Here is an 18,036-nt window from a genome sequence, read left to right as displayed (position 1 = left end):
GCTCAGCGACCTTGTGCCGAATCACGCGGGGATGACACTCGGGATTACACGCCCTTAGCGAGAATTTGGACTCCTTTGGAGTCCGATGCTCGGCGGCTCGGCAATGGGAATGCAAGCATTCCCGCTGCGCTCGCCTTTAGAGCATCTCACCAATCTGCACGGCGTTGAGGGCAGCGCCCTTGCGGATCTGGTCACCGGTGAGCCACAGTGTGTTGCTGTTGTCGTCGGCGAGGTCCTTGCGGATACGGCCAACGAACACGTTGTCCTTGCCTGCGCTTTCGAGCGGCATGGGGTAAACGTAGTTCTGCGGGTCGTCCTTGAGGGTCACGCCCGGGGCGTTCTTCAAAGCGTTGCGGATTTCTTCGACAGAAACCGGACGCTCGGTCTCGAACCACACGGATTCGGAGTGGGAACGCAGCGAGCTCACGCGCACGCAGGTAGCGCTCGTACGCACGTCGGAGTGCATAATCTTACGCGTTTCGTTGAACATCTTCATTTCTTCCTTCGTGTAGTCGTTTTCCGTCATCTTGTCGATCTGCGGAATCACGTTGTACGCGAGCTGGAACGGGAACTTGTTGATGTGCGTGGTGGTGCCCGTCTCGATGATGTCCTTGTACTGCTGCTTGAGTTCTTCCATGGCGATGGCACCTGCGCCGCTTGCGCTCTGGTAAGAAGAAATGTGAATCTTCTTGATGTGAGAAATCTTCTCGATCGGGTTCAAGACCACAACCATCATGATGGTCGTGCAGTTCGGGTTGGCGATAATGCCCTTGCCGCCGTTTTCAGCCTTGTAGAGCTTGATGTCTTCGGGGTTCACTTCGGGCACGACCAGCGGGACCTTCGGGTCCATGCGGAAGAAGCTCGTGTTGTCGACGACCACGGCGCCGTTCTCGACGGCGATGGGGGCGAATTCCTGGGAAATCGCGGCACCGGCGGAGCTGAGCACCAGGTCGATACCCTTGAAGGAATCCTTGTTCAGGACTTCGCACTTGAGCGATTCGCCCTTGAACTTGAATTCCTTGCCCGCGCTGCGCTCGGAAGCGAGGAGCTTGAGGCTCTGCAGCGGGAAGTTGCGTTCCTCGAGGATGGAGAGGATTTCCTGGCCGACGGCGCCGGTTGCGCCCATGATGGCAACGTTGCGAATCATAATTAACCTTTAATTATCTTCTTGTTGAGGTTGGTAGTTTGATTTTAAGTTCTCGATGTCCTTCCAGAAGCGGTCCAGTGATACCCTTGCCTGCGTAATCTGGTTTCTGCACTGACTGTACTGGTTGGCCTGCTCCTGTGCGTTTTCTTGCAGGGTGTAGGTGTACAGCGAGTACGCGGCAAGGCGGACGCTTTCGCTCGCCTGGATGATTTCGGAGTGTGCCTCGCTCGATTCGTGCGGATGGAACAGCCCGAGAGTCTTCTTGTTGAGTGCGGTCGCGTTGTTGTTGATGGCGAGCGCCTGCTGGCTTTTTTGCTCGCGTTCGGATTCGGACGCGTTTGCGGGAATGGTCCCGAAGCTCTCGATGCTCGCCATGATGGAGTTCATGCGGTCGATGACTTTGGTGCACTCGTCGACATACTTGTCGAGTCTGCTCCTGGCGGCATCGCTCAGACGCGGCTGCGCGCCTGGGGTGGCCGTCCCGGCATTCGGCGCTGCGGAGCGGCCTTTCGGGGCCTCTTGCCACTTGCCTCCTTCACCGTTCTGGAACGAGGCGATGTAGTCCTGGTATTTCGCGTTCTGGGCGGCTAGCTCGGCGGGCGTGTAGTCGGCCGTAACGAGGAGGGTCGGGCGCTCCCAGTAGGCGATTCCCACGAAAGCCGAAAGCATGAATACGCAAAAAAGGATGTTCGCGACTTTCGCCGGGACATCCTCGCTGCGGATAACGTTCAGAATTCCGAACAAGAGAAGACTTGCAAATGCTAGAAGCAGTCCGCCGTCGGCGTTGTAGCTGATGAAGGAGTTCTTCGTGAAGTAGAAGAGACAGTCCATTACGACGACGAGGAACGAAAGCCCCGCGCCGATAATCTTGTGCATGCGCTCGGGGGCGGCTGCCGTCTGGAGAATAGTGATGAACGTGATCCCGAGCGGGAGCACGAACATCAATGAAATATTGGCTACGTCCTGGTTCATAGTCGAACGCTAGAACGGGAGGTCGTCGTCGCCCTCGGGCATGGCGCTTTCGAAGGCGGGGGCGCTGTTCTGTGAAGAATAGCTGTTGCCCTGGTTGGCGCTTTGGTAGTTGCCGCCCTGGCCGGCACCCGGGGTGCGGGGGCCGAGGAGCTGGAAGGTGTCCATGTTCACTTCGGTTGCGTAGCGCTTCTGGCCGTTCTGGTCGGTCCAGCTGCGGTTGGTGAGGGTGCCTTCCACGTAGAGGCTCATGCCCTTGCGGATGCCGAGCTGTTCGACGATGTCGGCAATCTTGCCCCAGCCGACGATGTTGTGCCAGTCGGTCTGTTCTTTTTGTTCGCCATTGTTGTCGCGGTAACGGCGGCTAGTGGCGAGGGAGAAGGCGACGCGCTTGCGGCCGCCGGTTTGGCTCATGCGAATTTCTGGGTCCTTTCCGATGTTACCAATGAGCATCACTTTGTTTAGATATGCCATATTTTTACCTGTCTGTTGTTTTTTGTTTCTATTCCAAAAATAAAAAAAACATTTTGACACTTTGTGCCATTTTTGGGATTTTTTTTGACTTTGACTACATTATTTTATATTTTGGGACATATGACTACTTTGGCTCTTTCACGTTTTGAAAAGGTTTTTCCCGTAAATCTCCGCGGCAAGCGCCTCGGCGCCGTCCTCCACCCGGCATCGGTCCTCCCGGACCTGCACTACACCCTTGACCTCCTCAAGGAATACGACGGCAAGCTGTTCAAGCTTTCGGCCCTCTTTGGCCCGCAGCACGGCATCAAGGGCCACACACAGGACAATATGATCGAGTGGGAGGGCTACACCGACCCCGAACTGGGCATACCCGTCTATAGCCTGTACGGCGAACACCGCGAACCCACGCCCGAGATGCTTAGCCACGTGGACATGATGCTCGTGGACTTGCAGGACGTTGGCGCCCGCTACTACACGTTCATCTGGACGCTGTTCCTTTGTATGAAAGCCTGCGAGAAGGCCGGAATCCCCGTGATTGTGGTGGACCGCCCGAACCCCATCAACTGTATCGACGAGGAAGGCCCGGTGCTGGACTTGAATTACACGAGTTTCGTGGGCCTCCACAGCATCCGCACGCGCCATGCAAAGACTATCGGCGAACTGGCGGTGCAGTTCAAGGAAGAACGCTTCCCCAAGTGCGAACTCTACGTGCTCGGCATGGAAGGCTACGACAAAAAGATGTGGTATGATCAGACGGGTCTTCCGTGGATTTTGCCGAGCCCCAATATGCCGACCCTCGATACCGCGATCGTTTACCCGGGCATGTGCCTATTCGAGGCCACCAACGTGAGCGAAGGCCGCGGCACTACGCGCCCGTTCGAGATTTTCGGTGCGCCGTTTATCGATGCCGTAAAGCTCTGCAAGTACATGAACGGGCTCAAGCTTCCCGGCGTGTACTTCCGTGAGAACTACTTCCAGCCCACGTTCCACAAGGGCGCGGGGCAGATTTGCGGAGGCGCGCAGATACACGTGCTCGACCGTGACAAGTTCCGCAGTTTCGACATGGCGGTAAAGCTGTTGCAGTACATCTTCAACGAGTACCCGAAGGATTTCGCCTGGAAGCAACCGCCCTACGAATATGAGTTCAAGAAGTTGCCCATCGACATCCTGCTCGGCAACGGCACGTTCCGCAAGGAATTTATCGAAAGTAGCATTTAACCGCGGCACGACCGCAAATAAAGAGGCTTACATGATTCAACCGGTCAATGGAAAATTTGAAATGCCCGCCCTTCCGTATGCGGCGGGGGACTTGGCTCCGGCACTGAGTGCTGAAACCATTGAATTTCACTATGCGAAACACCTGCAGACTTACCTCAACAACCTGAATGCGGCCCTCCCGGGGAGTGCCTTCGAGGGCAAGTCTATCGAAGACATCGTGAAAAGCGCCGAAGGGGGCGTGTTCAACAATGCGGGGCAGTTCCTGAACCACTACATGTATTTTATGCAGTTCAGGTCTCCGTCTGCTAGCAATACGCCGTTCGGTAAAATTGCCGAGGCTATTGTCCGCGACTTTGGTTCCTTCGAAAAGTTCCAGGAAGAATTCCAGGCGAAGGGAGCCTCCCTCTTCGGTTCCGGCTGGGTCTGGCTATCCGCCGACGCATCGGGCAAACTCGTGATTACGCAGGAAGGCAACGCCCAGAACCCGCTCGCCAGGGGCCTCAAGCCGCTTCTCACGTTCGACGTGTGGGAACATGCCTACTACATCGACTACCGCAACCGCCGCCCGGACTACCTCAAGGCGCTGTGGAGCATCATCGATTGGGACGTGGTGAACAATAGGCTCTAGTCGCGGGGATATTTTTCTATCTTTGCGCTCATGAAAGTCCTTTTATACGATACAACCCTCCGTGACGGTAACCAAGACCGCAAGATAAGCCTTTCTCTCGCCGACAAGCTGCAGATTGCGCGAATTCTTGACCATTTCGGTTTTGACTACATCGAAGGGGGCTGGCCCAATCCGAGCAACCCGACCGACGAGGAATTCTTCCGCAAAATCAAGGAAGTGAAGCTGAAACATGCGAAGATCGCCGCGTTCGGCTCTACGCGCCGTCCGAAGGTGTTGCCCGAGAATGACCCGCTGCTGCAGGCGCTCGTGAAGTCGGAAGCCCCGGTCAAGACGATTTTCGGCAAGAGCTGGGACCTGCACGTGACCGACGTCATCCGCACCACGCTAGAAGAGAACCTCGACATGATCGAGTCTTCCGTCGACTACCTCAAGGACCATTCCGAGGAGGTGATTTACGATGCGGAACATTTCTTTGACGGCTACAAGGCGAACCCGCAATACGCTATCGAGACGCTGAAGGCTGCGGAACGCGGCCGTGCGGACTGCATCGTGCTTTGCGATACGAACGGCGGGACGATGCCGTGGGAACTTGAACAGATTGTGAAGGACGTTAAGAAACAGATTTCGACGCCCATCGGCATCCACGTGCATAATGACGCGGGCCTTGCCGTATGCAACAGTATTTATGCCGTCAAGTGCGGTGCGACTATGGTGCAGGGCGTTGTGAATGGCTATGGCGAGCGTTGCGGAAACGCAAACCTCACGACCATTGCCGCCGATCTTCATTTCAAGATGGGCGCAAAGTTCTTTGCCGCCAAAAAAATGGCTCGCCTCCGCCAGCTGAGCAGCAACGTGGACCAGATTGTGAACCTCCCGAGCGACGTGCATGCCCCGTACGTGGGCGATGCGGCGTTTGCGCACAAGGGCGGTGCCCATATCGACGGCGTGATGAAGGTGAGCCGCAGCTTCGAGCATATCGACCCGCACGAGGTGGGTAACGACCGCGTGTTCGTCACGAGCGACCAGGCGGGCGGTTCCCTCGTTGTGGAAAAGCTCAGGGCCATCAAGCCGGGCATCGACAAGAAGGATCCGGTTGTGGGCAAGCTGCTCACGCTCATCAAGGAGCGTGAAAACGCGGGCTGGCATTTCGACTCTGCCGAGGCGAGTTTCAAGATGCTCGTTTACCGCCACCTCGGAATGGTTCAGGAACCGTTCAAGGTGCTGGGCTACCGCGTCATCGAAGACAAGACTCCGCAGGGTGTGTCCGTTTCGCAGGCGACCGTCAAGCTCCAGATTGGCGACAAGATTAGCCATCAGGTGAGCGAAGGCGACGGCCCGGTGAACGCTCTCGACGCGGCGCTGCGTAAGGCTTTGCTCCCGTTCTTCCCGAACATGGCGAAAGTCAAGCTCGATGACTACAAGGTGCGCGTGCTGGGGTCCAACGTGGCTTCTGACGCGACGGTGCGCGTGTGGACGACCTTTGGCGACGAGAAGGGCTACTGGAATGTGGTCGGAGTCTCGAGCAACATCATCGAGGCGAGCTGGATGGCGTTTGTCGATGGGCTTACCTACAAGATTCTTGTGGACAACAAGGTCATCGAGGGTGCCTATAAGCATATCGACGTGAAGCCGGTTGCTTCGAAAGCTGCTGTGAAGGACGAGGAACCCGCTCCTGCGAAGCCGAAGAAACTCTCTGCCCGCAAGGTGAAGAATCTCGCTGACATCACGAGGAACAAGAAGAGGAAGTAGCCTCTTCTGGAAATCTTTATGATAAGCATTACCAAGCTTTTGATGGATACTCCGAACTTCGGGGACCAGCTCCGCTATGAACCGCGGGCCCATGAGTGCAAGAATGGCGTGGCGCCGGGACGCGGCCCCGTGGTGGTATGGAACTGCACCAAGACGTGCAACTTGAGCTGCGTGCACTGTTACGCCCGCTCCGAAGCCATCAAGTACCAGAACGAATTGACCCACGAAGAAGGCTTGGCGCTTATTGACCAACTTGCCGATTTCAAGGTGCCGGTAATCCTCTTTAGCGGTGGTGAACCGCTCTTGCGCCCGGACTTTTTTGAACTTGCGAACTATGCGGCAAGCAAGGGAATTCGCCCGACCATCAGCACGAACGGCACCTGCATTACGCCCGATGTCGCCCAGAAACTCAAGGATATGGGTGTGGGCTACGTGGGCATTAGCCTGGACGGTTGCGAAGCGACGCACGACAAATTCCGCGGCAAGGAAGGCGCTTACAAACTCGCTTTGCGCGGAATCCGCAATTGTGTGGCGACGGGCCAGAAGGTGGGCCTTCGCTTTACTATTACGCGCTACAACGTGCAAGACTTGAATGCGATTTTTGACTTGCTCGAAGCCGAAAATATCGACCGCGTATGCTTCTATCACCTGGTTTACAGCGGGCGCGGTTCCGCGATGGTCGCAAACGACTTGAACCACGAAGAGAGCCGCAAGGCGATGGACCTGATTATTGACCGCACGCTCGACTTCAAGAAGCGCGGGATAAACAAGGAAATTCTGACCGTCGATAACCACGCCGATGCAGTCTACCTTTACTTGCGCATGAAGCGCGAGGACCCTGCCCGAGCAGAGAAGGTGCTGGAACTCATCCAGCGTAATGGCGGTAACCGCAGCGGCATGGCGTTTGGCAACATCGACAGCATCGGAAACGTTCACCCTGACCAATTCACGCAGTACATTACCCTCGGGAATGTGCGCGAAAGGAACTTCGGAGAAATCTGGAGCGACGAATCGAACCCGATTATGGCGGGTCTCAAGAACAGGAAGCCGATTTTGAAGGGACGCTGCCCCAAGTGCGCCTACTTGAACCTTTGCAACGGCAATTTCCGCACTCGCGCCGAAGCCGTCACGGGCGACTTCTGGGAACAGGATCCGGCTTGCTACCTGACGGACGAGGAAATATCCTGACCCCGCTCGAACAAACGCTTCTGGATACCATTCAGGACGCCTTCCCGCTGGAAGAGCGCCCTTATCGTGTGCTTACGGATGTCCTGAATGGGCGAGGAGAGGGTGAAACCGTCACCGAACAGGCTGTCTTCGAAGCGGTCGAGAACCTCCGCAATTCTGGGATTGTCCGTCGCATCGGTGGCATCTACGACTCGCAAAAACTCGGCTTTATTTCGCGGCTCTGTGCGGGCAAGGTTTCTGATGTGGATAAATTCGCAACTGCAGTCAACGGGATCCCTGCGATTACGCACAACTATGTGCGCTCCCACGAATACAACGTCTGGTTTACCGTTATCGCGGAGTCCGAAGGTGAAATTCGTGCGGTTGTCGAGGGGCTTTGCTCCACTACGGATTTGCACGACGTGCATATCCTTGCCGCAACGAAAAAGTTTAAGATAAACACGGTGATGGGGAAGGGCGCAGACGAAAGAAATGAAGATTTCCGTGATTCTATCGGGGCTTTGCCCCTCCAGAATGACAGCGGGAATGATGATCGGGGTGTGCAATTCGTTACCGCGTTGTCGTCGTCCGACAGGGCCCGCATCCGCATCGCCTGTGGCGACATCCCGCATTCGCTCACGCCGTTTGCGGACTGGGGTGTTCCTATCGAGGCCCTCCGCGACGACCTTGCGCAAAAGAGGATGCGCCGTTTCGGGGCTATCCTTCGGCACCAGGATGCGGGTTTCGCGTTCAATGCGATGGTGTGCTTTGATGCCCCGGGCTCTGCCGGCGATGTCCTCGCGCAAAAGCCCTATGTATCCCATTGTTACGAGCGCCCTTCCTTCGAAGGCTTCCCTTACACGCTCTATGCGATGATGCATGCCCAGTCTGCCGCGGAACTCGAAACATTCATAAAGGGTGCCGCGGAATCTATCGGGAGTCCCGATTATGTCGTGCTCCATTCCCTCCGCGAACTCAAGAAAACAAGCTTTGATTTTTTCGCCTAGCGGCGCTGTCAGAAATATAGCCTAAGGGGTGGCCTGCAGGTATATTCCCACGCGGTGTCCCGTCTCGAATCCGAAGAGGGTCCCGTCGTGGATTTCGTAGTTGAAACCGATGCCGACCGGTAGCCCGTAGATTCTGAAGAAGCGGGTGGCATCGAATTTCATTTTATAACCCCGGTATTTGTCGTCCATCTTGCGGAAGCGCTTGTCGAGGTTTCTGTTCTCGGAATCCGTGATGCGCGCCTGGTAGAGGAATACCTCGCTAAATTTCCAACCTGTATGGAGAGAGTCGTTCCAGCCGAGTTTCCACACGAAGGACGCCTTGATGCCGATTTCATCGCCCGGCATGTAGTTCTTGTCTTCGAGGAACATGTTGTAGCGCAGGGAGGTGCCTAAAACGAGGTGCCTTGAAAATTGCAGGTAAGTGAACGGTTCGACGTTGAGGCGGTGGAACCGGTTCTTTTGCGATCCTTCGCCGGGCGGGAATCTCCAGCCCAGATCGAGCCCGATGTTTTTATACAGGATCCCGCGGATTCCCGCATACGTCTCGTTGAATCCGTTCACGTGCAGGTTGCAGTAGTTGTGGAGATACCCTTCGGTCGAATACTCGTAGCTGTAGCTCATGAAACGGAAGGAGCCGTCGACATAAAGGCTGATACGCGAAAGCGGGGCGTATTCCAGCGAGACTGCCATGTCTGTGCTGTAGACATCTTCGTCCAGTTCCTCGGTTCCCTGGATGCTGAGGCTGCTTGCGGGCGGCAGAATCGGATGCAGGACCTCGGTGGCGTGTGCCGCCACGGCGAACAAAAACAAGGTGCATGCGATTGCCGGTTTCATGGGGAGAAAGATAAAAATTGTTATTTTAGATGCAGGATGCGTGAACATTTTCGACAGTGCATATTGCCGGTTGCAGTTGCGGTGCTTCTGTGCTTTGGCTGTTGTGTGGTCGGATGCCAGAACGAGACGACCGACCCGTCTCCCGACTATTTGCCGCTCGACGATTCCGAATATCCCTATGCAGACTTGCCACGTATTGTCATCGAAACCGAGAATTTTTCGGGCATCCGCGACCGGGAAACAATCCATCCTTCGCTTCTTCAAATTTATGGGGAGTCGGGCCCCGAAAGCGAAGTCCTGGAGCTGACAGTCCATGGTCGTGGCAATTCGAGTTTCAAGATGCCCAAGTACGGCCTGAAACTGGAATTTAAGGATAAACTCGCCTTTCTTGGAATGCCCGCAAGTCGTGACTGGGTGCTTGTGGCCAACTATGGCGACAAGGCGCACCTGCGAAACTATATGGCAACGCGTCTTTCGGAATGGTTGGGCATGCCGTACACGCCGCGCTGCCGCTTTGTGGAACTTTACTTGAACCGCAGGTATATGGGGCTCTACCTCCTCATGGAATCGGTCAAGGTCGCGAAGGAACGCGTGAACATCGCGGAAAACGACACCTCGTTCCTTTTCGAGAAGGAAGGCGAAAAGAAGATAGATTCACCGTTCTTTCGTTCGTGCACGGGAGAACCGTTCCACGTGAGGTCTCCCAAGAATGTGTCGCAGGAGTCGATGGAGCTTTTGCGAACGCACCTGTGTGACTTTGAACGCTGCCTGCAGCGGGCCTGCACCATAGATAGCGGTGCTGTCGCGGAATGGGTGGATATGGACGATTTTATGCCCTATTACTGGGTCCAGGAATTCTCGAAGAACGAGGATGCCAATTTTGGCAGAAGCATTTTCATGACATGGCAGAAGGGCGGCAAGATTCATTTTGGCCCGATTTGGGATTTCGATATATCTTTCGGCAACGAATCCTACGAGCGGAACCGCGGTTTCGACGGTTGGTACATCCGGAAATACAGGTGGTTCGGTTCCATGTTCCGGAGCCCGGAAGTGAAAGAGGAGGCGAGGCTGTATTGGATGGAACACCGCGAGACAATCCACGCCCTGGCCGACAGCGTCCCCCTGTATAGGGCCATCATCGAAAAGGCCGTCAAGAACGAATACCGGCGTTGGCCGATAATGAGCAATACCGAGAACTGGGCGCTCAAGGAGCCCTACGAGGACTATGCAGAGGCCATTTCGGTCATGCTGGACTGGATGGAACGGCGTTTTCAGTGGATCGATGCCGAATTGAACGATGGATCCTAAGCAAAATTTATTGGAAGGTTGACGGCTGTAATGATGGTTATATAATCAGTCCAAGATTGGATTCGTCCTTTCCGGGGAACATGGATGCTGGGCTTTATTTAGATGAGACTCCATACATGTCAATGCGGTTTTCTCACGAGTTTAGTGGAAAAATTACGGTTGGTGGACCCTATTCCAGCGTAATTGTGGGAGTAGAAGTTGGTTTGTCGAATCCGATTTTTGGGGGAACGATTTCGTGTCCGACTGTAGAAGTACGTGGTGTGGACTATAGTTCGTCTTCTTCCTCTTCTGGGTCTATCGCTTGTGGCGACATGTGGTGCGGGCTTAAACAAGAGATTAAGGGGGCTTGGACATATAGTTGGGTAAATACAGGACATAATAAGTCTCTAAATGATGGGTATTATATCGTGGGAGCCCGAAAGGGCGCTGATGTTACAGATTGGGATGGTCTCTGTATTGTTTACAAGTCTACGGTAGACTTTTATTTAGAGATTCCTGTCGAGAATGAGGCAGTCGTAGTTGATTATGATAATTTCAACTACAAGTTGCCCAAGACGTCTGAAATGTCTGTTGTAAATATTCCATGGGACAATTTCAAACAGGGCGGTTGGGGTAAAAAAATTGATCGAGCAGAAGCATTAAAAAAGGTAGCAGCCGTCACGTTGGAATTTAATGATGAAGTTGGTTCCCCGCAAGATTTCTTCATACAGTTCGTCGGCCGCTATAATTCGTGCCAGTAATTCCTAGTGCTTGACGCCGTATAGTTTTGCGGCAACTGCAGTAATTGGTTGTCCCTGCCTCTGTGCAGGGATTTCTTTTTCTATCTTTGGGCCATGCGCAAAATCTACATGGCAGGCATGAGCCACAAGGTGGCCGAAATCGCAGTCCGCGAGAAGTTTTACATCCCGATGGAAGTGAAGACGGAAGCGCTCGGCCATTCTCCGTTTGACGAACTCCTGATTCTTGCGACGTGCAACCGTACCGAAGTCTACGTGGCATCGGACAGGGATATTGCCGAGGCGGAACTCGTGCAGTACGTGTGCAAGCTTGCGGGGCAAAGGTTCGAGGATTTTGCGAAGTTTTTTTACTTTAAGACGGGTGACGACGTTGCGCATCATGTGATGAACGTGTCTGCTGGGCTCGATTCCGTGGCCGTGGGCGAGGACCAGATTCTGCACCAGATTGGCCGTGCCTACGAGACGGCGCACAACCTGCATGCGACGGGGAACAGCCTCAACAAGTTATTCCAGGGGGCAATCCACACCACCAAACGCATCAAGACGGAGACAAACCTGAGCAAGCTCAGTTGCAACATCCCGTTTTTGGCGATGAAGCAGGTGCAGCGCACGTTCGATGACCTCGAAAACCGCTCCGTGTATATCGTGGGCCTAGGCGAGATGGGTTCCCTGATGCTCAAGTACGTGCAGGAATACACCACGAATATCTTTGCGAGCAGCAGAACTTTCGCAAATGCCGAAAAGTTTGCAGACGTGCTCACCCCCGTGAAGCTCGAGGACCGCTACAAGGTGCTGGGCAAGTGCGATGTTGTCGTACTGTGCAGCATCTGCCAGGAACCCCTTATCACGAAGGATGAATTCGAGAAGGTCACTGAGTTGGTTGGTGAGCCTGCCGAACCAGCCGAAGTGACCGACCGACGGAAACGCTTGATTATTGACCTCGGTAGCCCGCGCAATGCGGTAGCCTCCATTGGCGAAATTCCCGGCGTGCAGTACGTGTGCGTCGATGACCTCGAAAAGATTGTTTCGGAGAACCGCCGCCTGCGCATGGTGGAACTCGAGGCCGCGCAGAAGATCTTGAAGGAAGGCCTGGACGAGTTCTTGCAGTGGTACCGCATGGACGAGGTTTCGAAGGATATCCGCGTGCATGCCGACAGGATGGTTGCAACCGCGAACGAGGAATCCGAAAAGCTGTTGCGCTCGATGCCCGACTTGCCGGAAAATGAACGCGAACGCATCCGCATGATGTACGAACGCTTTGCGAAGAAGATGGCGAACGATTACCTGTACAAGGTAAAGGCGGGCAATTCGCCCGAAGACGTGAAGGTGTTCCTCAAGTGCCTGGAGGCAAGCGATGAATAATGCCGTTTTTTCGCAGGGCGGAAATGTGCGCCCGCTGCGGATTGCAACGCGCAAGAGCGCCCTTGCCGTGGCGCAGACTACGCTTGCCGCCAACGCCCTCGTGTCGGCGAACCCGGGCCTCACGTACGAACTCGTGACGATGACGACCGAGGGCGACCGAAGGCTCGACAAGTCCCTTGCGAGCTTCGGTGGCAAGGGTGTGTTCATCAAAGAACTCGAAGTCGCGCTGCTCGAAGATCGCGCCGATATTGCGGTCCACAGCCTCAAGGACATGCCGGCAGAAGTCTTGCCGGAATTCAGGCTGGCCGCAGTCCTCAAACGCGAGGACCCGCGCGATGCGTTTATTGCCCGCGGTGGTGCAGGCGGCGTGCACTTTATGGACCTGCCTTCGAGTGCCCGCGTCGGTACGGGCAGCATCCGCAGGGTGGTGCAGCTCAAGGCGCTCCGTCCGGACTTGGAATTCGTGCCCATCCGTGGGAATATCCAGACGCGCCTCTCGAAACTTGATGAACTCGACGGCGTCGTGCTTGCGGCTGCAGGCCTCAAGCGCATGGGCCTTGCAGACCAGGTGACGGAATACTTCGATACCGATAAAGTTTTGCCTGCATCTGGCCAGGGAATCCTCGCGATTGAAACTTTGGCCGATTGTCATTCTGGAGGGAGCCTTGCGACCGATAGAATCCAGACCATTCTTTCCCGCGTGAACGACGCTCCCACCTATTGTATCGCAGTTGCCGAGATGGCCTTCCTCAAGGCGCTCAATGCGGGTTGCCAGTTCCCGGTGGCGAGTTTTGCCGAATTCGTCGCCGATGCGAGCAATTTGAAAATCCGCGGCATCTACTGGGACGAATCTTCACAGCGCTTGCTCCGTGCGGAACATGGCGTGCAGTTTGGTGCGCTTGAATCCGGTGTGGGCGAATCGTTTGAAAATGCTGTGATGCAGGCTCGCGAGGCGGGTGTTGCGCTTGCGGGCAAGATTCGCGAACAGTTGTAGTTTATTGAAGGTTTGTAATGAGCGGTGCTGGAAAAGTTTACTTGATTGGTGCAGGTCCCGGAGACCCGGGGCTGTTGACGCTCCGTGGCAAGGAAATTCTGGAAAAGGCCGACGTGGTGGTGTACGACCGACTCGTTTCGCCTGCGATTCTCGGGTTCTGCAATCCGAAGGCCAAGATGGTAGACGTGGGCAAGATGCCGACGCACCATAAGGTCAAACAGTCTGAAATCAACAAGCTTCTGGTGCAGTTCGCAGGGGAAGTTCCCGGCGGTGTGATAGCGCGCCTCAAGGGCGGCGACCCGTTCGTGTTCGGGCGTGGCGGCGAGGAGGCCTTGGAATTGGTTGCCGCTGGCGTCGAATTCGAGATGGTCCCGGGCATCACGTCTGCAATCTCCGTGCCTGCGTATGCGGGCATACCTGTAAGTCATCGCGGGATTGCGACGAGCTTCCATATCATTACCGGCCATGAAAAGGCGGAGTCGGGCGATCCCCTTTCCCTTGACTTCGAGACTCTCGCGAAGTGCCCCGGCACGCTCATATTCCTGATGGGCATCGCCAACATGGATTTTATTGCCCGCCGGCTTATGGAATGCGGCAAGGACCCGAAAACGCCGCTCGCCTTTATCGAGAAGGGCACGACCCCGTACCAGCGCACCGTCATGGCGACGCTCGAGACTGCGGGAGAGACGATTGCCCGCGAAAACGTGACGGCACCTGCGATTACGATTATGGGTGGCGTCGTAGAACTCGGGCAAACGCTCGCGTGGAAAAAGAACTTGCCTCTTGCCGGCAAGCGCCTCGTGGTGACCCGTGCCGCAAAGCAGGCCAGCGGGATTACCGCACGCCTCACGGCTCTCGGCGCCGAAGTCATCGAAACCCCGATGATCGAAACCAGGGATGTCATCCCCGCGAAGGCGCGGATCTCCTCAGCCGATTTCAAAGCCCTCGCGAATTTCGACATCCTCGCCTTCACGAGCACGAACGGCGTGGAAAGTTTCTTCAGGCAGCTGTTCGCCGCAGGTTGTGATGTGCGCGTCCTTGCCGGAAAGAAGATTGCGAGCGTCGGCAAAATTACCGAAAAGAAGTTGCTCGAATACGGCATCCGCTGCGACTACGTGCCCGAAGACCATACCGGCGAAGGCCTTGGAAAGTTGCTTGCGGCAAAGGTGACCGCGGGGGAAATCGATGAATCCCGCATTCTCCTCCTGCAAGGCAATCTCGCGGACGATACGCTGTTGGAACTCCTGCCGAAATCGACCCGCTGGGTCGTTTACGAGACACTCCCTGTGACAGAACTTCCCGAATGGAAGCGCGAAGCCGTTGCCGGCGCCGATGCCGTCGTATTCGCGAGCACCAGCGCCGTCGAGAACTTTGTCAAGATGGCGGAAGCACGCCCGTCCCTTTCGTTCTGCATCGGTCGCATGACGGAAAATGCCGCCCGCAAGCATGGCTTTGAAACGGTGACGTCTGACGAGACGACTATGGATTCCCTCGTGAAGAAGATTGCGGAATATTATTCCGTGGCCCGCTAGCCATCAATCGAAAAATCCCGAATAAAAAAAGACGCAAGGACCGAAATCCTTGCGCCTTATCTGAGATGGCTTCAAGCTTTATTCCGCGAAGAGTGCCGTAGACAGGTAGCGGTCGCCGGTATCCGGGAGGAGAGCGACAATCGTCTTGCCCTTGTTTTCGGGACGCTTCGCGAGTTCCTTTGCAGCCCAGAGAGCAGCACCGGAAGAGATACCCACGAGCACGCCTTCTTTTTTGCCGATTTCGCGGCCGGCTTCGAAAGCAGCCTCGTTCTCGACAGCAATAATCTCGTCGTAGACCTTGGTGTTGAGCGTGTCAGGCACGAACCCGGCACCGATACCCTGGATCTTGTGGGAGCCCGCGACGCCCTTGCTGAGCACCGGAGAGCTGGCCGGTTCCACGGCCACGACCTTCACGTTCGGGTTCTTGCTCTTGAGGAATTCGCCCACGCCGGTCACGGTACCGCCAGTACCCACGCCCGCCACGAAGATATCGACCTTACCGTCGGTGTCTTCCCAGATTTCGGGACCGGTAGTGGCCCTGTGGGCGGCCGGGTTGGCGGGGTTCACGAACTGGCCCGGAATGAAGCTGTTCGGGATTTCCTTCGCGAGTTCATCTGCCTTGGCGATAGCGCCCTTCATGCCCTTCGCGCCTTCGGTCAGCACGAGTTCGGCACCGTAGGCCTTCATCAGCTGGCGACGTTCCACGCTCATGGTCTCGGGCATCACGATGATGATGCGGTAACCGCGGGCGGCAGCGACGGAAGCAAGACCGATACCGGTGTTACCCGAAGTCGGCTCGATGATGACGGAGCCGGCCTTGAGCTTGCCGCTCTTCTCGGCATCGTCGAGCATCGCCTTCGCGATACGGTCCTTCACGGAACCTGCGGGGTTGAAGTACTCGAGCTTCGCGAGAATCTTGGCTTCGAGGTTGTTGGAAGCTTCGACGTGAGTGAGTTCGAGGAGGGGGGTGTGACCAACAAGCTGGTCGGCAGAAGTGTAAATCTTAGACATTTTGAAATTCCTTTTTTTTTGTGATCCCCGCTAGTGCGCGTAGCCATCAGAGCGGGGATCTTGTTTAAAATTTTGTTGATGTTAAGCCGCGGTCGACGGCCCGAATGAAAAGCCTACTATCAGGGCCAACATCGAACAGAATTAAGGTAAAGTCCGTACATACTATAATTCCTTAGATTGCGTTCAAGGCCTGGTCGAGGTCGTTGATGATATCCTCGTAGTGTTCCGTACCGATGGAGAGGCGGATCGTGGCGGGGCTGATGCCTGCGGCGGCGAGTTCATCCGGAGTGAGTTCGGAGTGAGTCGTCGTGTAGGGGTGCACCACCAGGCTCTTCACGTCGGCGACGTTCGCGAGCAGGCTGAAAATCTTGAGGCTGTCGATGAACTTGAAGGCTTCTTCCTGGCCGCCCTTAACGTCGAACGTGAAGATGGAACCGCCGCCGTTCGGGAAGTAGCGTTCGTAGAGCTTGTGGTCCGGATGGTCCTTGAAGCTCGGGTGGTTGACCTTCGCGACCTTCGGGTGCTTCACGAGGAACTCGAGGACCTTCTTGGTGTTTTCCACGTGGCGGTCGAGGCGGAGCGAAAGCGTTTCCGTACCCTGGAGCAGCAGGAAAGCGTTGAACGGGGAAATCGCGGCACCTTCGTCTCGCAGGAGAATGGCGCGGATGTACACGATGTAGGCAGCGGCGCCAGCAGCGGCCGTGAAAGGCACGCCGTAGCTAGGGTTCGTCTCGGTAAACTGCGGGAACTTGCCGCTGGCAGCCCAGTCGAACTTGCCACCGTCAACGATGACACCGCCGAGAGTCGTACCGTGACCGCCGATGAACTTCGTAGCAGAATGGATCACGATGTCGGCGCCGTGTTCCAGCGGGCGGATCAGGTAAGGAGTACCGAAGGTATTGTCAATGAGCACCGGAATCTTGTGCTTGTGGGCAATTTCAGAAATGGCCTCGATATCCGGGATGTCGGAATGCGGGTTGCCGAGCGTCTCGATGAGCACGAGCTTCGTGTTGTCCTTGATGGAAGATTCGACTTCCTTCAGGTCACGGGTGTTCACGAAGGTCGTGTCAATGCCGAACGGACGGAGCGTGTGTTCCAGGAGGTTGTAGGTACCGCCGTAGATGGTGCGCTGGGCAACCACATGGTCACCCTTGCGGGCGAGAGCCGTGATGGCGTAGGTGAGGGCTGCGGCGCCAGAAGCGACGGCGAGACCTGCGATACCGCCTTCGAGGGCAGCAATGCGCTTCTCGAAAACATCCTGCGTGGTGTTGGTGAGGCGGCCGTAGATGTTGCCTGCATCCTTCAGATGGAAACGGTCGGATGCGTGCTGTGCGTTATGGAAAACGTAAGAGGTGGTCTGGTATATAGGAACCGCGCGGGAATCGGTTGCGGGGTCTGCCTGTTCCTGGCCAACATGGAGCTGAAGAGTTTCGAAGTGGAGCTTGTTCTGAGTAGTCATGTGTGAAATTCCTTTTTTCTGTTTTGTCATCCCCATGCAGGATGACTGTTAAATAGTGCCCCTATATTTCAAGCCGGGGCCCAGCCTGGCGGATTTAAGCTCCGCGAGCCTCACTTAGGGTACACATTCGATATTTCATAAGCTATCCTGCCTTCGCAAATCTTTCGTCTTGCTGTTTCTAGGTTTTAAAGTTTCTGGGCGGCGTTTCCGCCCGACGTGGAGTAAATTAGGATTTTATTCCTACCTTTTCAATAGGGAAATAACGGAAGACGCAGGAATTTTGCTTATATCTTTCTTACTAATAGGTTTTGTCTATAACTAGATTCCAAGAAAAGCTATAGAGGCGCCTCTTTGCGGCATCAATGCTTAAAATTTTATTCAGTACTTGCTTTTTTGTACACTAGATATTATATTTATACTGCACAAAAGTTCAAGTGAAA

16 protein-coding genes are annotated in these 18,036 nt (G+C 55.4%); 10 read left to right on the top strand and 6 right to left on the bottom strand.

Annotated features, from left to right (window positions below; all coding sequences use genetic code 11):
* Positions 1-136 precede the first annotated feature (136 nt).
* Genes B2952_RS01750 through B2952_RS01740 form a run of 3 tightly spaced genes read right to left on the bottom strand, consistent with a single transcriptional unit; the run spans position 137 to position 2,572 of the window.
* Complete coding sequence (locus B2952_RS01750; RefSeq protein WP_290735585.1) at positions 137-1,147, bottom strand: aspartate-semialdehyde dehydrogenase; 1,011 nt, start codon at positions 1,145-1,147, stop codon at positions 137-139.
* A gap of 9 nt (positions 1,148-1,156) precedes the next feature.
* Complete coding sequence (locus tag B2952_RS01745; RefSeq protein ID WP_173365386.1) at positions 1,157-2,119, bottom strand: hypothetical protein; 963 nt, start codon at positions 2,117-2,119, stop codon at positions 1,157-1,159.
* Positions 2,120-2,128: 9 nt separating this feature from the next.
* On the bottom strand, positions 2,129-2,572 hold the full coding sequence (locus tag B2952_RS01740) for a single-stranded DNA-binding protein (protein WP_290735588.1): 444 nt from the start codon (positions 2,570-2,572) through the stop codon (positions 2,129-2,131).
* 138 nt (positions 2,573-2,710) lie between these two features.
* On the opposite strand from B2952_RS01740, the gene B2952_RS01735 reads away from it, so the two are divergent.
* From B2952_RS01735 to B2952_RS01715, 5 genes are read left to right on the top strand one after another with little or no spacing between them, the layout of a single operon-like run.
* Positions 2,711-3,808, top strand: a complete 1,098-nt coding sequence (locus B2952_RS01735) for an exo-beta-N-acetylmuramidase NamZ family protein (RefSeq protein ID WP_173382479.1) — start codon at positions 2,711-2,713, stop codon at positions 3,806-3,808.
* Between the two features lie 31 nt (positions 3,809-3,839).
* A complete protein-coding gene (locus B2952_RS01730; RefSeq protein ID WP_290731260.1) occupies positions 3,840-4,436 on the top strand; it encodes a superoxide dismutase in 597 nt (198 codons plus the stop codon).
* A gap of 30 nt (positions 4,437-4,466) precedes the next feature.
* Positions 4,467-6,185 carry a citramalate synthase gene (gene cimA / locus B2952_RS01725; RefSeq protein WP_290731263.1) on the top strand — a complete coding sequence of 573 codons (1,719 nt, stop codon included), beginning with the start codon at positions 4,467-4,469 and terminating at the stop codon, positions 6,183-6,185.
* 18 nt (positions 6,186-6,203) lie between these two features.
* Positions 6,204-7,373 (top strand): putative heme d1 biosynthesis radical SAM protein NirJ1, encoded by a 1,170-nt coding sequence (gene nirJ1, locus B2952_RS01720; protein ID WP_290726842.1) that lies wholly within the window; start codon positions 6,204-6,206, stop codon positions 7,371-7,373.
* The gene (locus B2952_RS01715; protein ID WP_290731266.1) at positions 7,343-8,359 is read left to right on the top strand and encodes an Lrp/AsnC family transcriptional regulator; all 1,017 of its coding nucleotides are present in this window, start codon (positions 7,343-7,345) and stop codon (positions 8,357-8,359) included. Before nirJ1 ends, B2952_RS01715 begins: the two co-directional genes overlap by 31 nt.
* A gap of 21 nt (positions 8,360-8,380) precedes the next feature.
* On the opposite strand, the gene B2952_RS01710 is transcribed toward B2952_RS01715, so the two are convergent.
* Entirely contained in the window at positions 8,381-9,193 is an 813-nt protein-coding gene (locus B2952_RS01710; protein WP_290726838.1) for a hypothetical protein, read from the bottom strand.
* 36 nt (positions 9,194-9,229) lie between these two features.
* On the opposite strand from B2952_RS01710, the gene B2952_RS01705 reads away from it, so the two are divergent.
* The 5 genes from B2952_RS01705 to cobA all read left to right on the top strand — a co-directional run bounded on the left by B2952_RS01705 (position 9,230) and on the right by cobA (position 15,126).
* The gene (locus B2952_RS01705) at positions 9,230-10,501 is read left to right on the top strand and encodes a CotH kinase family protein (protein WP_290726836.1); all 1,272 of its coding nucleotides are present in this window, start codon (positions 9,230-9,232) and stop codon (positions 10,499-10,501) included.
* 80 nt (positions 10,502-10,581) lie between these two features.
* Positions 10,582-11,241 carry a hypothetical protein gene (locus tag B2952_RS01700; protein WP_290726834.1) on the top strand — a complete coding sequence of 220 codons (660 nt, stop codon included), beginning with the start codon at positions 10,582-10,584 and terminating at the stop codon, positions 11,239-11,241.
* A gap of 93 nt (positions 11,242-11,334) precedes the next feature.
* The gene (gene hemA / locus B2952_RS01695; RefSeq protein ID WP_290731271.1) at positions 11,335-12,600 is read left to right on the top strand and encodes a glutamyl-tRNA reductase; all 1,266 of its coding nucleotides are present in this window, start codon (positions 11,335-11,337) and stop codon (positions 12,598-12,600) included.
* Positions 12,593-13,594, top strand: a complete 1,002-nt coding sequence (gene hemC / locus B2952_RS01690; protein ID WP_290731274.1) for a hydroxymethylbilane synthase — start codon at positions 12,593-12,595, stop codon at positions 13,592-13,594. The genes hemA and hemC overlap by 8 nt, the downstream gene beginning before the upstream one ends.
* A gap of 17 nt (positions 13,595-13,611) precedes the next feature.
* Complete coding sequence (cobA, locus tag B2952_RS01685; protein WP_290731277.1) at positions 13,612-15,126, top strand: uroporphyrinogen-III C-methyltransferase; 1,515 nt, start codon at positions 13,612-13,614, stop codon at positions 15,124-15,126.
* A gap of 78 nt (positions 15,127-15,204) precedes the next feature.
* Here the strand turns inward: cobA and cysK are convergent, their stop codons facing one another.
* Positions 15,205-16,137, bottom strand: a complete 933-nt coding sequence (gene cysK, locus B2952_RS01680; protein WP_072808735.1) for a cysteine synthase A — start codon at positions 16,135-16,137, stop codon at positions 15,205-15,207.
* Positions 16,138-16,309: 172 nt separating this feature from the next.
* Positions 16,310-17,596: an O-acetylhomoserine aminocarboxypropyltransferase/cysteine synthase family protein gene (locus B2952_RS01675; RefSeq protein ID WP_173382152.1), complete on the bottom strand. Its 1,287-nt coding sequence runs from the start codon at positions 17,594-17,596 to the stop codon at positions 16,310-16,312.
* Between the last annotated feature and the right edge of the window lie 440 nt (positions 17,597-18,036).

Source organism: Fibrobacter sp. UBA7003, from assembly GCA_002449765.1.
Taxonomy (GTDB): Bacteria; Fibrobacterota; Fibrobacteria; order Fibrobacterales; family Fibrobacteraceae; genus Fibrobacter.
The sequence above is the reverse complement of the archived record's forward strand: the minus strand, read 5'-3'. Positions and strand labels throughout refer to the sequence as shown.

Coding starts and splice junctions, on each gene's coding strand:
- B2952_RS01705 (WP_290726836.1), top strand. CDS start 9,230: ATGCGTGAACATTTTCGACAGTGCATATTGCCGGTTGCAGTTGCGGTG.
- B2952_RS01730 (WP_290731260.1), top strand. CDS start 3,840: ATGATTCAACCGGTCAATGGAAAATTTGAAATGCCCGCCCTTCCGTAT.
- cysK (WP_072808735.1), bottom strand. CDS start 16,137: ATGTCTAAGATTTACACTTCTGCCGACCAGCTTGTTGGTCACACCCCC.
- B2952_RS01745 (WP_173365386.1), bottom strand. CDS start 2,119: ATGAACCAGGACGTAGCCAATATTTCATTGATGTTCGTGCTCCCGCTC.
- B2952_RS01700 (WP_290726834.1), top strand. CDS start 10,582: ATGGATGCTGGGCTTTATTTAGATGAGACTCCATACATGTCAATGCGG.
- hemA (WP_290731271.1), top strand. CDS start 11,335: ATGCGCAAAATCTACATGGCAGGCATGAGCCACAAGGTGGCCGAAATC.
- B2952_RS01675 (WP_173382152.1), bottom strand. CDS start 17,596: ATGACTACTCAGAACAAGCTCCACTTCGAAACTCTTCAGCTCCATGTT.
- cimA (WP_290731263.1), top strand. CDS start 4,467: ATGAAAGTCCTTTTATACGATACAACCCTCCGTGACGGTAACCAAGAC.
- B2952_RS01710 (WP_290726838.1), bottom strand. CDS start 9,193: ATGAAACCGGCAATCGCATGCACCTTGTTTTTGTTCGCCGTGGCGGCA.
- B2952_RS01750 (WP_290735585.1), bottom strand. CDS start 1,147: ATGATTCGCAACGTTGCCATCATGGGCGCAACCGGCGCCGTCGGCCAG.
- B2952_RS01735 (WP_173382479.1), top strand. CDS start 2,711: ATGACTACTTTGGCTCTTTCACGTTTTGAAAAGGTTTTTCCCGTAAAT.
- nirJ1 (WP_290726842.1), top strand. CDS start 6,204: ATGATAAGCATTACCAAGCTTTTGATGGATACTCCGAACTTCGGGGAC.
- cobA (WP_290731277.1), top strand. CDS start 13,612: ATGAGCGGTGCTGGAAAAGTTTACTTGATTGGTGCAGGTCCCGGAGAC.
- hemC (WP_290731274.1), top strand. CDS start 12,593: ATGAATAATGCCGTTTTTTCGCAGGGCGGAAATGTGCGCCCGCTGCGG.